Genomic DNA, 14060 nt, shown 5'->3' on the forward strand with positions numbered 1-14060 from the left:
AGACGTGGGATCCGCCTTCACGTGGCTGCTCGAGTGGTGCGCCGAGCTCGTCGGCGCGACGGATGGGGCTGCCGGCGCCACGGGCGACGAGGCGAGGCGCCGGCGGCGGCTTGTGCTGTTCCTCGCGCTCTCGTCCATCGTCGCGGCGAGCTACTTCCTCAGCGAGATCTGGGGCGTGAAGGGCCTGCTCCCCGCCGTCACATTCTTCGTGCTCGCGGTGCAGGCGACGCGCGCCGTCCTCGACGCGCGCGCGTCGCTGTGGCGCGCCGCCGCGCTCGACCTCGACGACCCGGCGCAGCGCCCGCGCGCTGGCGCGGATCCGTGGTTCTCTCCGCCGACGGCGAGGGTCCTGCGCGCGCTGGCCGCCGTGATCGACGCCACGCGCCGCGAGCGCTACGCGGCCGCGCTGGAGCGGCTCCCGTCGGTCGATCGGGCCGCGCTCCGGCCCGACGAGGCGCGGCTGCTCGAAGCGGCCCGCGCGCTGCTCTCCCTGGGCCTCGGCGACCCGACGCGCGCGGCGCAGCAGGCGATCGTCGCGCTGCCCACGGGGATCGACGCCATCGACGCGCGGCTCGGCCGCGTGGTGATCGCCGACGCGTGGAAGAGCCCCGCGCGGCTCGAGGCGATCGATCGCGCGTGGCGGCAGGAGCTCCAGGGCGGCGTGGCGTCCGAGGCGCTCGAGCGCCTCCTGTCGCTGTCGCGGCTGCGCCTCGCGCCGCACGCGGTGGAGGCGCTCCAGCCGGTCGAGGCGCGCGCGCTGTCGGCCGAGGCCTGGTCGATCGGCGAGGAGGAGCTCGCCGCGGCGCTCGAGTCCCGCGCGCGGAGCGGCGTCTACCGCTGAGCCGGCGGCTCACCGCGGCGGCAGCAGTCGGGTCACAGCAGTCGGGTCACAGCAGGCGGCTCACCGCGGCGGCTCGCGGCGGCTCACCGCGGCGGCTCGCGCGGCACGGCGGGCGCGACCTCGCGCACGAGGCGGAGGCCGCCGAGCGAGATCTCGACCACAGCGGCGAGCCGCTCCGCCACGAGCTGCTCCGCCGAGGGCCCCGCGGCGCGCGTCTCCGCGATGAAGGCGAAGCAGCGCCGGCCGGAGCCGCCGAAGGCGACCGCGAAGCCGTCGATCGGCGCTCCCGGCGGGGTGTCGGCGACACCGATCGCCACGACCGTGTCGAACCCTTCCGGCACGTCGATCCGGCGCTCGGCGGCGGTGAGGCCCTCGCCGGGGCTCGGCAGGTCGCGCCAGAGCCGCGCGCGCGCCTCGCACGCCGCGCGGCTCGCGCGGCCGTCCTCGCGCCAGGTGCGCACGAGCAGCGACGTCGACGACGCGGCGTGGGTCGCGACGAGCCAGGGGCCCTCGCCGTCCTCGACGCGGAAGCCGCGCGCATCGGGCAGCGGGAGCCGGAGATCGAAGCGATCCGAGCGGTATTCACCGCGCTCCCCGTCGCCGAGCGTCGACGCCGCCTGCGCTGGCGGCGCGGGCCTCGGCGGCTCGGGCGGCGCGGCTGGCGCCGGCGCGCACGCGGGCACCAGGGCGAGCAGCGCGGCGGCCGGCGCGAGGGCGCGGCGCGGCGCGCGCGCCTTCGGCTGCGACCCGTGCCCCGGCGCTCCGCCGGGCTCGGCGCGCGACGCGGACCTCATCGCGTGAGCAGCACGAGCAACGCGCCTGCGCCGCCCTCCACGTCCGGGGCCGTCGCGAAGGCGGCGACGTGGCGGGCGACGCGGCCGTTGCTGAGCCAGGCCGCGATCTCGCCGCGGAGCACGGCGTGGCCGCCGGGCGAGTGGTTGCCCTTGCCGTGGACGATGGCGACGACGCGGTCTCCGTCGCGCTGCCGCTTGCAGACGAACGCCTCGACGGCCTCGCGCGCCGCCTCGAGCCTCAGGCCGTGCAGATCGAGGGTGCCGTCGACGGCGTAGCGTGCGCGGCGGAGCCGCCTGAGCTCGCGCGGATCGACGTCGAGGCGCCGGCCCTCGATGCGCTCGCTGTCGTCCGTGGTCTCGAACTTGATCCCCTCGATGACGAGCGAGCGCATGCGCGAGCGCGCGTCCTCGTCCGGGTCGAACGCGATCGTCGGGAGCGCGGCCCGCTCGACGCGGCTGGCGGTGACCGGGATCCGGGTCGCGCGATCCTCGAGCACGCGGACGCCGGCCATGTAAATGGCGAAGGTCTCGGGGTCGACGGGCCGCGGCGCCTGCTCGGCGCCTGCCCGCGGCGCCGCGCCGGCGCCCGGGGGCGCGATCGATCTCGCCTTCGTCTTCGCCTCGGGCGCGGACGCTGTCGCCTTGGCCTTCGCCTCGGGCGAGGACGCCGTCGCCTTGGTCTTGGCCTCGGGCGCCGGCTTGGCCTTGGGCTTGTTCAGCTGCCGGAGCGTGGCGAACGGCTGATAGAACGCCTCATCCGCCTTGCGCGCCGCCGCCTTCGCGGCTCGCGCCGGGCTGGCCGCCGATTTCGGGTCTCTCTCGCGCTTCGCGCCCTTCGCCATCCCCCAGAACATCGCTCGCGAGGCCGCGGAGTGCAAACCGGACGGCTTCGATGCCGGCGAGCTGCCCGTCCTCGAAGTGCCAGTCGGGGTCGTCGAGGCCGGGGAAGTCGTGCGGGTTGCGGATGTCCTCGGCCGTGAGCGTGGGGATGAGGCGCCGCGCGAGGTCGATGACCTTGGCCCTCTGCGCTCCCTCCATGTCGGCGAGCAGCTCGAAGATGCGATGGAAGAGCTCGGCGGGCGAGGGGGGCGGCTTGCGGCGCGCCGGGGCGGGCCGCGTCGTGAGAGCGCATCGGGCGCAGCATACGCCATCGGGCCGAGCGCGCCGCGCCCCGCCGCCCGACCGCGCGTGGAGCTCAGCCGCCTCCCGCGCGCGGGAGCGCGGGCCGCGGCGAGGGGAAGCAGGGCTCCGCCGGCACCCCGAAGGCAGCCAGCGTGAGCACCGGCATGATGGCGCCGAACACGCCGAGCCCCATGAAGGCCGCGATCCCGAGGTGCAGCAGGGAGGTGGCCACGACGACGGCGCGCCGGGTGAGCCGTGGCCAGATCAGGAAGGCGTACCCGAGCTCCACGGCGAGCACGGACCACCCAGCGGCCTGCGCGACCCACGGGTGACTCGCCAGCCAGGAGAAATCGAGCTGGCGATACTCCGGGAGCATCACCGAGCGCCAGATCGCCTCACCGTTCCACCAGGCTTGGCCTGCAGCCTTTTCCAGTCCGCTCGCCAGGTAGGCGACGCAGAGGTGCAGCTGGACGACGCGCAGCCCGAGCCGCGCGGCAGGCGTCGGCTCGTCGGGCGCGCAGGCGAGGGCGCGACGTGACCCATGCCCCCGCCGATCGAAGGACAGCGCCGCGCCGGAGGGCACCCAGACGAGATAGAAAAGAAAGATGTTGGCGAACACGTCGGCTCCGTAGACGGTCGGGTCCGCCGTCACCATCAGCATCCTGTGGGTGCTCCAGGCGAGCAGCGCAGCGGCCCTCGTCCTGAGGCCACAGAGCAGCGCGGCCAGGGAGAGCGCGTAGACGGCTCCGGTGCCCACGAGGATCGGGGCTTCGCCGATCCCGAGCGGGGCGAGGAGCGCGGTCAGCCAACCGATGCCGGGCAGCTCGCGCGGGGTGAACGCGTCCCGGAGCGGGTCCTGCAGGATGCCCGCGGGGCCGTAGAGATCGAAGAGCAGCGGAGCGACGAGCGCCGCCTGGGTGAGGAGCACGGCGGCGAGCCCGATGCGGAGCGCCGCGAGGGGCATGGCGGACGCCGGGGCGAGCGCGAACCGTTCGATCGCCGAGGCCGCCGAGGCCAGCGCGGAGACCGGGAAGAGCCCGGCCCTGCCCGAGGCGCCGCTCGGCTCGCTGCTCACGGTCACGGCGCGCCGCCCTTCGCGCGCGAGGCGGCCTGGAACCTGCGCCGGGGGACGAGCTTCGCCTGGTAGATCAGGCCCCACGTCGGCCGCTTGCCCTCGCGGTATTCCTGCATCGACGGGAGATCGCAGACCTCCAGCCGGACGATCACGCTCGCGGCTCCTGGGTACCTCGCGAGCACCTTGCCTGCCCACGAGGCCGCGAGCGAGCGCCGCAGCGACTCGTCCTCTTCGGTCATGAAGAGCGCCACGATGCTCCTGACCCGGAGATCCGCCTCGTGGTTCGCCCCGGACTCCAGGACGTCGGAGATCACCCTCCCTCGCGCGTCCGTCACCTGAAACCTCGCCCAGGGCAGCGCGCTGACCGAGGGAGCGAAGAAGTTGTAGCCGCTGTCGGCCCCGGAGAGCGCCCCGTAATACGCGGCCGCCTGGCCGAGCCGCCCCGCCTCGCGCAGATCGACCTGGAGCGCCCCGAGCACGACGAAGCCGAGGTGCGCTGCCGCCGCGGCCATGGCCAACGGGGCGAGGCGCCGACGTCCTTGTCTTCCACCCATGAGGCTCCCTCCGCCGGCCCCCGCGCTCGAGGACCGGCACCTCCCCGCGGCGCGCGCGGAGTCATCGGTTCTCCGGCTGGACCAATCCTGCGGTTTCCACACAGCGCGACGCGACGAACGGGGCCCGCCGCGCCCAGGCGGCGCTCCTGGATCGAGGTCAGCGAGGCTCTTCGAGGCTCATGATCGGCCCGGAGGGGTCCTCTGCCGGCGCTGCATCCGATCGCCCGTGGTCAAGGGGCCGCCCGTAGGGATGGAAGTCCCCGTAGGGCCGGACCGGTCTGAACGGCCGGAAGCTCCCATACGGCCTGTACGGCCTGTGCGGCCGGAAGTACCCATACGGCCTGTATGGCCAGAATGGCCTGAACGGCCGGAAATTCCCATGGTAAGGGACATCATCCGGGGGAAACCAGGCGTCGGGAAAGTCCGAGCTCGTTGTCTCCTCGACGAGCACGAGATCCTGGATGGGTGTCGTGCTCTCCGCAGCAGCGATCTGCGCGGTGCCGAGCGCCATTCCGGACAGCGTCAGGGCCCCGAGCGCTTTCACCAGCTTCATCACGGAATCCTTTCACGATGCGAGCGCCTTGCCGGGCGTCATCCCGTGCAGGCTGCGTCCATGGCGATGCAAGCGTGAGGCCCGTTCGCGGCGGACCGCTGGCTCCGCGCGCGGCGGCGCGGGTTCCTGACAACCGCGGCTCGGCGCCGCGCGCGCGCCTCGCACGCCCCGGGGCGTCGCGTGTGCGCGCGGTGGACAGCGACCGACACCGGCCTGAGCGCGTGCGCGTCGCTATCGACGCGACGCCCCTGCCCGGCTCAGGGCGAGATCAGGACATTCGCCAGATCATCGACGATCCTGCCGACATCGCCGCCCTCGAGATTGACGAGCACGGTGATAGAAGCATCCTTGTCGACCGCGTAATAAGACGACGACGTGAAGCCCCAGATACCACCGTCGTGACCGACCAGGACGCCGAGCGGAGATTCCCGGCGCGACAGCCCGAGGCCGTACCCGGTGACCTCGCCGAGGGGCGCGTCGACCCACGCGGTCATCTCTTCGAGCTCGGCGGGGCCGAGCAGCGCGCCGTCGAGCACCTTGCGGTAGAAGCTCGTGAGGTCACCCGTGGTCGAGACCAGCGCGCCCGCCGCGCCCGCCGCGGACGCGTCGATCGCGGAGGTCATCTCGACGAGCTCCCCTCGGCTCCGCCCGTAACCGTGCACGAGGCCGGGCACGGCCTCCTCGGCGCCGTCGAGGTACGTGTGCGCGAGCCCCGCCGGCTCGAGGACGCGGCTGCGGAGCAGCTCGCCGATCGGCTCTCCCGAGGCCGCCTCGACGATCAGGCCGGCGATGATGTAGTTCGTGTTGGAGTAGGCGAAGCCGCGCCCTGGCTCGAAATACGGCGGCTTCGACGCCGCGAGCTCGATGAGCTCCGCGGGTGTCCACGTGCGCGTCGGATCGTCGAGGGCCGCGGTCCAGAACTCGTCGAGCGCCGTGTAGTCGAAGATACCGCTCGTGTGGTTCAGGATCTGTCGCACGGAGATCTTCTCTCCGTGGGGGACACCGCCGACGTACGCGGATACGGTATCGTCGAGCGACAGCCGGCCTTCTGCGCGGAGCATCAGCGCCAGCGTGGAGACGAAGGTCTTCGTGATGCTCCCTGCGCGGAAGAGATCGCCGGGCTGGATGGCCACGTCGGCCTCGGTGTCCGCGACCCCCGCGGCGCCGAGCCAGCTGCACCCGCCGAGGTGCACGGCGGCGGCCGCGCCGGGGAGCCGCTGCGCTTCCACGGCCGCGTCGAGCGCTCTCTGGAGCTCCAGCGAGAGCTCGTCGCAGCCGGCGCCCGGCGTATCGCCTGAGCCGCCGGGTCCAGCGGCGGCGCTGCCGACTCCGACGCTCCCACCGCCGTCGTCGTCCGCGGTGGCCACCGTGTCGAGCGGAGCAGGCGAGGAGCTCATGCACCCCGCGAGCAGGACAACGCCGATGCAAGAGAAGAAAGCGGTCGGCCGAAGAACACGGCGCATCGATCGGGTCTCCATGGCCTCCCCGTGAGGTCCACTGCTGCGCTCCGCGGCGCCGCTCCCGATCTCCCGGGGCGGCCCCGCGAAGGGCGCGCATCAAGACGCGACAGGTCCGACCGTGTCAACCGGCCCGCGCAGGCGCGAGTGCTCTCGCCCACGCTGGACGTCGATAGCGCAGCTTATCGCGTGTGCCGGCGGACAGGCCGTTCCCACGAATCACGCGGTCAGCGCGGCGCCGCCGTCGCGACGGCGAGGGCCCGCAGCAGGGTGATCACGGCGATCGAGTGGCTGATCCGGCCGTCCTGCATCGCTGCCATCACGTCGCCTGCGCTCATCACGACCGCTTCCGTGCTCTCGTGCTCGTCGCCCTCGGGCTCGCCGACCCGCCGCGCGCCGCGCGCCAGGTAGAGGAAGCAGCGATTCGCCTGGAGCGCGGGATTCGGGTGTACCCACCCGAGCGTCTCGAGCGACTCCACAGTATACCCCGTCTCCTCCAGGAGCTCGCGCGGCGCAGCGGCCGCCGGCTCTTCCCCTGGATCGACAAGGCCGCCTGCCGTCTCGATGGTCACCGCGTCGACCCCGTGCCGGTACTGCCGCACCAGGACGAACTGGCCTTCATCCGTGATCGCGGCCACCGAGATCCAGTCGGCGAGCTCCAGCGTGAAGGCGGGATACGACGCGCCCGCGGCCATGACTTCGTGGCGATGGATCGCGAGCGGACCGAACGTACCGGCGAGCGCCGAGGCGTGCCGGCGAGGAATCGTGATACCCATCCCGCCTCACTACTACGGCGTGCCCCTCGCCGCCGTCTCCGGCGGGGCGCCCGCCTTCTCCGGCGCCGCTCCCGTCTTCTCCGGCACGGTGCTCGCCTTCTCCGGCGCCGCACTCGCCGCCTTCTCCGGCGCCGCTCCCGCCGTCTCCGAAGCGGAGCTCGCCCTCTCCGGCGCCGCGCTCGCCTTGTCCGACACAGGGCCCGCCATCTTCTCCGGCGCCGTGCTCGCAGACCTGTCGCGGCGCTCCCGCCGGAGCACCTCCTCCGCGTCCTCGCCGGACATCCCCTCGGTCGCCCCTCGCCCTTCGTCCTGCGGCGGCGGCCACGCGGTCACATAGCGGGGTGCCTCGCCGGGTCCGGACGCGTCGATCCACGAGACGCTCCCCGTCCCTGGCGCGCGCACGTCGACGTGCACGAACGAGCTGTTCGGATAGTACCCACAGCCCGTGTCGGCGAGCGCGCGGCAGGCGGCTGCGAGCTCGTCGTTCCTCACCCCGGCGATGCGCAGATCGAGCGCCCGCCCCGTCTGGTGCAGGCTGCCCTGGCTCTGCGGCCTGTACCCGCTCACGAGCGACACGAGCCGGCCCGGGTACCGCCGCGCCAGCGCGTCGATGCGGGAGAGCAGCCCGGGATCGAGCAGCCGCACGCCGGGCGCGACCTCCCCTGCCTGCACCCCGCTCGCCCTGCTCCCGACGGCTCGCGGCTCATCGCCAGCGCGCCGCCCCTTGCGGCTCGCCGCTTCCGGCCTCCGCGCGGGCGCGCCCTCGTCGGACAGGATCGGCCGCGGCGTGCCCCACGGGCGCGCAAGCAAGGAGAGGGCGCGCCGGGCCTCCTCGCGCGGCTTCCCCTTGCAGTCGACAAGCTCGAGGCGCTCGGGCTCCAGCCCGCTGCGGTCCATCGAGAGCACCGGTCCGTGGCACGGCTTCGGAGGCGCCTCCCGCTCCATCCCCTTCTTCGCCCCGCGCCGCTTGCTCTCGACCGTGCGCGCCGCCCGCCTCTTCTCCTTCTTCTTCTCGCCGCCCGCCTTCTTCTTGGCGACCCCCTTTTTCCCGCCGCCCGCCTTCGCCGAACCGCCCGCGTTTTCCTCGGCGTCTGCAGCCGCGTGCGGCGCCTTCCCGCGGGAGCGAGCCGTCCCCGTCCGGTTCCGGTCCCCCGCCCCGCTCGTCTTCTCGTCACCGGTCGCGGCCGACGCGCTCTTCGCACGGCCATGGTGCGAGCTCTCCCGCGTCTTCGTTCGCGGGGCTTGCTCCGCACCTGCAGGGCTCGCTGGCGCGCGATCCCGACGGGTCTGCACGCTCCCCTCTTCCCTGGATTCCCCGGACCTCTCGGCAGCGGCGTGCGCCCCGGGCAGCGGCTCCGCGCGGACGGGCCCCGCCAGGATCGCCGGCACCGCGATGCTCACCAGCACCGAGAGCGCGGCCGCGCGAGCACGCCTCAGGCGCGCACGCGGCTCCCCCCTGCGCACAGCTCCCCCTGCGTCCCGCGGCGCCGCGCCTGCACTGCTCACGGATCGAAGGCTCATCATGGAAAGCTCCAGTCGGGTCGGGTGCGAGTGCCATCCACCACGAAGCAGATCTCCAGGACACGGCGTCGCCGCCCGTCCGCAGGATGGGGGTTGGTAAGGGCAGTCGGCGGTCCGCTTCTTGAATCGACCTGGGACGAGACCGGCAACCTCGAAACGGCGTCTCCGAGACGCCCCTCGCGGAAGCTCGAAAGCTCGGAAGGGAGACTCGGAAGGCAAGCTCAGAAGGGACCGAACCCTGAGGACAGGAATGGCATGAAGTGCGGAGGGCAGCCCAATTTTCTGCGGCGCTGACCAAAGGCTGTGGTAGGAACCAGCTGCCTCGCGACTGCGGTCGGGTCGTGAGCGCGGCTCCGGGGTGCATGGGGGCAGAGCCCCTCGTCACGCGGTCCGCGGTCGGGTATCGCCCGGCGCACCACGCACTGCGGCGTGGCCCTACCTTCACGATCAACGCGGCCAGCGTGATCAGCGCGAAGATAGGCGTCGCGTCCCTTGCGCAACATCGTCCGGGCCATCGCGGATCGCGGGGGAAGCGCCCGGCCCAACACGCACCAGCCTCATTCACCACACCATCGATGCAAGCGGGGCGCCACACGCGGGATGCGGAAGCCGAACCCGGTGGCGCGTCCATGATCGCTCCGAGGTCACCAGGGGCACGACATGCGGCGAATTCGTAGAGACGCAACCAAGGTCTGGCACAATCCCGAGCTCCACACGGCCTATGGCCGTGGTCAGCCGAACAGCGCGGGGCTGCCGCGTCCGACGCAGACCGGCGAGGACCGGCGGGCAGCCAAGCAACACCGCGCCGCGCTCGAGGCGCTGTTCTCTCCGCGCAAGGAGCCGGAGGCAGAGGACAGCAAGGGCGGGCGCGTCAAGTCCGGACGCGACGCCGCGTCCAAGGCGCCGGGGCGCATCGTCCTCGCGCCGCCTCCGCAGAGCGACCCGAAGGCCGTCGAGCGCCAGCGGCTCCTGTCGAAGCTGCTCTGCGCGTCGGGCCGGCCCAACATCTCCAAGGCCGCGAACGAGTTCCTCCGCGCCGGCCACGCGTTCCCCGCGGAGCAGGACGTGTACCTGCAGCTGCTCGAGCACAGCGACGAGCAGCGCATCCAGGAGGCGATCGACGAGCTCGCGGGCATCCTCGTCGGCGAGCTGCCGAAGCGGCGCGCCGTGCTCGAGTCGCGGCTCCGCCGCATCGAGGAGTTCGCGGAGGAGCCCGCGACGCGCGAGGCCGCCGAGCGGCTGCGCCGCCAGGTGAGCGGCAGGCCCGAGGCCCCGGCCGCGGATGGCGCGCCCCGGCGCAGCGCGGGCGGCGACATCTCCGAAGCGAGCGGCGAGGCGGAATGACGCGCGCGGAATTCGAGGCCGAGCTCCGCAAGCTGATCCAGACGTTCGAGACGGGCACCGGCAACGAGCGGTGCGTCGCGTGCGTGTCGTGCGAGCGCTGCGTCGACTGCACGTTCTGCCGCAACTCGAAGGCGCTGCAGCGGTGCCACTACTGCGTCGACACCCAGCGCTCCTCGGACAGCACGCACTGCCGCGGCTGCCGCGATCTCATCGCGTGTAGCCACTGCGTCGCGTCCGAGCGGTGCACGCAGTCGTCGTACCTCGTGCGCTCGGTCGACTGCACCGGCTGCACCTACTGCTTCGGCTGCGTGGGCCTCGTCCGGAAGGACTTTCACATCCTCAACCAGCCGTACGATCGCGGCACCTACTTCAAGCTCACGGCCAAGCTGATGCGCGAGCTCGGGCTGAGCGCGGGCACCGGGGCGGAGCCCGCCGCCGCCGCGCCGAGTCGAAGCGCGGCCGCGCAGCGCTAGCGATGCGCGCGGTCGTTCAACGCGCGCTCGGCGCGCGCGTCGAGGTCGAGGGCCAGGTGGTCGGCGCCATCGAGCGCGGCCTCGTGGCCTTCGTCGGCGCCGCGAAGGACGATGACGACGCCGACGCCGACCACGTCGCCGGCAAGATCGCGGGCCTCCGCGTGTTCAGCGACGACGCCGGCAAGATGTCGCGGGCGCTTTCGGACGTGCGCGGCGCCGGCGTGCTCGCGATCAGCCAGTTCACGCTCTTCGGCGACGTCCGGCGCGGCCTGAGGCCGAGCTTCGACGGCGCCATGGAGCCCGTGCGCGCCGAGGCGCTGTACGAGCGCTTCATCGCCGCCTTGCGGGCCCGCGGCCTCACGGTGGCCACGGGCCGCTTCCGCGCCGACATGCGCGTATTCGTCGAGAACGACGGCCCGGTCACCATCCTCATCGATTCGAAGCGGACGTTCTGAGGGATCCGCCGCGATCGACGGCGACAGCCACCCCCTTCTCCCCGAGCGCCGCGCAGGCTACGGGGGGAGCCATGCGGATCAGCATCGTGGGCGCGGGCGCGCTCGGGCGGATCTACGGCGTGCGCCTCGCCACCCAGGGAAACGACGTCACGTTCGTGGTCCGGCCCGAGCGCGTCCACGACGCACGGCCGTTCGTGGTCGAGCAGGTGAACGGCGCCGATCGACGCGACACGCTCGCTCGCCCGCGCCTCGCGGCCGAGATCCCGGCCGACGCGGACGTCGTCCTGATCACCGTGCGCTTCGATCAGCTCGTCCCCCGCGCCGACCTCGGCGGCGCCGCGCAGCGCGGGGCGGGCGGCAGGTCGGTGGCAGATCTGCTCCGCGGCGGCCCGGCCGCGCCCGCCGTGGTGCTCACGCCGCTCCTGCCCAGGGAGCGCGCCGACCTCGAGGAGGCCGCCCGGCGCCGCATCACCCCCGCGATGCCGGGCGTCTCGGGCTACCTGGACGAGCGCGGCGTGGTCCGCGCCTGGATCACCGAGCTCGCGTCCACGCTCATCGACGAAGAGGGGGGCGCCCCCGCCGAACGACCGCTGCTCGAGGAGCTCGCGCGCCGCCTCACGAGCGCCGGTGTTCCGGCGCGGATCGAGCCCGACGTGGGCGCGCAGAACGTGGCCACCACGACCGCGTTCTTCCCCCTGATCGCCGCCATCGACGCGGGCGGCGGGGCGAGCGCCCTCCTCGAGAACGACAGCGTGCTCAGCACCGTGATCGAGGCCACCAGGGAGTCCGTAGCGCTCGCGAACCGGCTGGGCAAGGTGGCCCCGTGGACGAAGCTCCTCCTCCGGTTCATCGGGCCGCTCACGCTGAAGCCGGGCATCGCGCTCGTGCGCCTGCTGGCCCCGGAGTTCTTGCGGTTCCTCGACGTGCATTTCGGCCCCAAGCTCCACGCGCAGCACCTCGCGATGGGCGCCACCGTCCTCGAGATGGGCCGAGAGCGCGGCGTGAGCATGCCGGCGCTCGAGCGGCTGCTCGCGCACCTCGGCGGCCGCCCCGGGGCGCGCTGAGCCGCGCCTTCCTGCGCCCGCGCGCAAGCGTCGGCGTGTCGCCGCGTCAGCGCGCGCGCGCGGCCGCGAGCTGCGCCGCGAGCACGATCGCCTCGCGCATCCCGCGCGGGTCGGCGCGGCCCGTCCCCGCGAGATCGTACGCGGTGCCATGGTCGACGCTCGTGCGCACGATCGGCAGGCCGAGCGTGACGTTCACGGCCTCGCCGAAGCCCAGGAGCTTGCTCGGGATCGTCGCCTGGTCGTGGTACATGGCGACGACCCCGTCGAGCGCGCCGCGCGCCGCGAGCCGGAACGCCGTCTCCGCGCCGACGGGCCCGGTCAGCTCCGCCGCCGGGCCCGAGCGCGAAAGCCGCCGCGCCGCGAGGCGGATCCCCGGCGTGATCCGCACCTGCTCCTCGTCGCCGAGGAGGCCGCCTTCGCCAGCGTGCGGGTTGAGCGCGGCGACGGCGACGCGCGGTTTCTCGCGGCCGAGGTCGCCGAGCAGCCGCGCGAGCCACACCGCGGCGCGCGCCACCTCGCGCGGGCTCACCGCCTCCGGCACGTCGCGCAGCGGCAGGTGCGTCGTCACGAGGGCGGTCACGAGCTTGCCCGAGGCGAAGGCCATCGTGACCTCGCGCGCGCGGAGCCGCCGGCCCAGGTGCTCTGTGTGCCCGAGGAAGTCCGCGGACCCTGGCGCGCCGCTCGTGGCGATCGCGTGCTTCGACGCGGGCCCCGTGACCAGCGCCGCAGCGACGCCGTCGCGGACCAGGTCCGTCGCCGCGTCGATCCATGCGAGCTGCGCCGCGCCGTCCTCCGCCTCGGGCCGACCGAACGCGCTCGGCCGCGAGAGCCGCGTGCTGCCCGCCCAGAGCCCGATCGTGCCGGGCGCGAGCTGCTCGATGGCCGCGCGCCCATCGACCACGACGAGCCGGCGGGCCGCGACCCGGACGAGCCGCGCTGCCCGCCGGACGATCGCCTCATCGCCGACGAGCACGCAGCGCGCGCCCTCGACGGACGCCGCGCCGGCCACGGCCACCTCGGGGCCCACCCCGCTGGGGCACCCGACGCTGATCGCGACGATCGGCGGCCCTTCGGCGCGCGAGCGGCCGCCGCCGCGCGCCGCAGCGGCGGTCGTTCGCGCGCCGCCGCGGCGAACCGGCGACGTCATCGGGTGATGCGCCGCTCGCGCCCGGGCGGCGCAGCGTCGTGCGCAGACGGCCCCGCTCGCCGCTCGGCTTGCGCGGATTCCTCGTCCTCGCCGTCCTCGCCGCCCTCGTCCTCGTCGCCCTCGTCGTCGCTCTCCTCGTCCTCGTCCTCGTCGCGCAGCTCCCCGCGCTCGTCGCCCTGGGCCTCCTCGCCGGCCCCGCTTCGCTGGAGCGCCCTGCTCGCGTCGCCGCCCTCGGGACCACCGGCGCCGGGGATCGGCGACTCGAGGCGGTACCCGGCCCCGCGCAGCGTGACGAGGGGCAGCGCCGCGCCGAGCTTCGCCCTGAGGCGCCTCACGTGGATGTCGACGGTCCGCGCGCCGCCCTCGTACTGGCTGCCCCAGACACGGCGGAGGAGCTCTGTCCGCGACACAACTTTTCCGCGGCGCTCGCACACGTACGAGAGCAGCGCGAATTCCTTCGCGGTGAGCGGCACATGCATGCCGCCGACCGAGACGTCATGGGCCGCGCGGTCGATGACGATCGCGCCCACCTTCACCCGCTCCTCGGTCGCGAACTCGCTGCGGCGCCACTCGACGAGGCGCACGCGCGCGTAGAGCTCGGCGGGCACGTACGGCACGAGCAGGAAGTCGTCGAAGCCGCTCGACGGCTCGATCCGCGCGATCTGCGCGACGCTCACGGCGACCAGCGCGCCGACCTCCTCGAGGCGCGGCTCGCGGCGCAGCGCGCGAAGCGCCGCGGCGGCCAGATCCGGCCTGTCGAGCGCCTCGACGACGATCGCCCGTGCCTTGCTCTCGTCGTCGTGGAAGAGCCGCGGTGGATCGTCCCAGAGATCCAGGGTCCGCACGTCAGCGCCCAGCGAGCGCAAGACCGATGCGGCACCCTC

16 protein-coding genes are annotated in these 14060 nt (G+C 73.8%); 5 read left to right on the forward strand and 11 right to left on the reverse strand.

Annotation, left to right across the window (positions count from 1 at the left end):
• Positions 1-4: 4 nt before the first annotated feature.
• Positions 5-841, forward strand: coding sequence for a hypothetical protein (locus POL72_RS12365; protein WP_272095354.1), 837 nt, complete (start codon positions 5-7; stop codon positions 839-841).
• 83 nt (positions 842-924) lie between these two features.
• Here POL72_RS12365 and POL72_RS12370 read toward each other — a convergent pair whose 3' ends face one another.
• The 9 genes from POL72_RS12370 to POL72_RS50950 form a co-directional block, all read right to left on the reverse strand.
• Positions 925-1635, reverse strand: coding sequence for a hypothetical protein (locus tag POL72_RS12370; RefSeq protein ID WP_272095355.1), 711 nt, complete (start codon positions 1633-1635; stop codon positions 925-927).
• A complete protein-coding gene (locus POL72_RS12375) occupies positions 1632-2477 on the reverse strand; it encodes a Smr/MutS family protein (protein ID WP_272095356.1) in 846 nt (281 codons plus the stop codon). Before POL72_RS12375 ends, POL72_RS12370 begins: the two co-directional genes overlap by 4 nt.
• Positions 2389-2673 carry a hypothetical protein gene (locus POL72_RS12380; RefSeq protein ID WP_272095357.1) on the reverse strand — a complete coding sequence of 95 codons (285 nt, stop codon included), beginning with the start codon at positions 2671-2673 and terminating at the stop codon, positions 2389-2391. Before POL72_RS12380 ends, POL72_RS12375 begins: the two co-directional genes overlap by 89 nt.
• A 157-nt stretch (positions 2674-2830) precedes the next feature.
• Positions 2831-3838, reverse strand: coding sequence for an HTTM domain-containing protein (locus POL72_RS12385; RefSeq protein WP_272095358.1), 1008 nt, complete (start codon positions 3836-3838; stop codon positions 2831-2833).
• Positions 3835-4386 carry a hypothetical protein gene (locus tag POL72_RS12390; RefSeq protein WP_272095359.1) on the reverse strand — a complete coding sequence of 184 codons (552 nt, stop codon included), beginning with the start codon at positions 4384-4386 and terminating at the stop codon, positions 3835-3837. Before POL72_RS12390 ends, POL72_RS12385 begins: the two co-directional genes overlap by 4 nt.
• A 157-nt stretch (positions 4387-4543) precedes the next feature.
• Complete coding sequence (locus POL72_RS12395; RefSeq protein ID WP_272095360.1) at positions 4544-4939, reverse strand: hypothetical protein; 396 nt, start codon at positions 4937-4939, stop codon at positions 4544-4546.
• 257 nt (positions 4940-5196) lie between these two features.
• The gene (locus tag POL72_RS12400; protein WP_272095362.1) at positions 5197-6402 is read right to left on the reverse strand and encodes a serine hydrolase domain-containing protein; all 1206 of its coding nucleotides are present in this window, start codon (positions 6400-6402) and stop codon (positions 5197-5199) included.
• 221 nt (positions 6403-6623) lie between these two features.
• Positions 6624-7172, reverse strand: a complete 549-nt coding sequence (locus POL72_RS12405) for an NUDIX hydrolase (RefSeq protein ID WP_272095363.1) — start codon at positions 7170-7172, stop codon at positions 6624-6626.
• A gap of 12 nt (positions 7173-7184) precedes the next feature.
• Positions 7185-8465: a YcbK family protein gene (locus POL72_RS50950; RefSeq protein WP_272095364.1), complete on the reverse strand. Its 1281-nt coding sequence runs from the start codon at positions 8463-8465 to the stop codon at positions 7185-7187.
• An 888-nt stretch (positions 8466-9353) separates the two neighbouring features.
• On the opposite strand from POL72_RS50950, the gene POL72_RS12415 reads away from it, so the two are divergent.
• The 4 genes from POL72_RS12415 to POL72_RS12430 all read left to right on the forward strand — a co-directional run bounded on the left by POL72_RS12415 (position 9354) and on the right by POL72_RS12430 (position 12029).
• Positions 9354-10037, forward strand: coding sequence for a hypothetical protein (locus POL72_RS12415; protein WP_272095366.1), 684 nt, complete (start codon positions 9354-9356; stop codon positions 10035-10037).
• Positions 10034-10510: a hypothetical protein gene (locus POL72_RS12420; RefSeq protein WP_272095367.1), complete on the forward strand. Its 477-nt coding sequence runs from the start codon at positions 10034-10036 to the stop codon at positions 10508-10510. Before POL72_RS12415 ends, POL72_RS12420 begins: the two co-directional genes overlap by 4 nt.
• A gap of 2 nt (positions 10511-10512) precedes the next feature.
• Positions 10513-10965, forward strand: coding sequence for a D-aminoacyl-tRNA deacylase (dtd, locus tag POL72_RS12425; protein ID WP_272095368.1), 453 nt, complete (start codon positions 10513-10515; stop codon positions 10963-10965).
• 71 nt (positions 10966-11036) lie between these two features.
• Complete coding sequence (locus POL72_RS12430) at positions 11037-12029, forward strand: ketopantoate reductase family protein (RefSeq protein ID WP_272095369.1); 993 nt, start codon at positions 11037-11039, stop codon at positions 12027-12029.
• A 46-nt stretch (positions 12030-12075) separates the two neighbouring features.
• Here the strand turns inward: POL72_RS12430 and pdxA are convergent, their stop codons facing one another.
• Together pdxA and POL72_RS12440 are read right to left on the reverse strand one after the other, a co-directional pair.
• Positions 12076-13176 carry a 4-hydroxythreonine-4-phosphate dehydrogenase PdxA gene (pdxA, locus tag POL72_RS12435; protein WP_272095370.1) on the reverse strand — a complete coding sequence of 367 codons (1101 nt, stop codon included), beginning with the start codon at positions 13174-13176 and terminating at the stop codon, positions 12076-12078.
• Complete coding sequence (locus POL72_RS12440) at positions 13173-14021, reverse strand: winged helix-turn-helix domain-containing protein (protein WP_272095371.1); 849 nt, start codon at positions 14019-14021, stop codon at positions 13173-13175. Before POL72_RS12440 ends, pdxA begins: the two co-directional genes overlap by 4 nt.
• Positions 14022-14060 lie beyond the last annotated feature (39 nt).

This window comes from Sorangium aterium, assembly GCF_028368935.1.
Classification (GTDB): Bacteria; Myxococcota_A; Polyangia; order Polyangiales; family Polyangiaceae; genus Sorangium; species Sorangium atrum.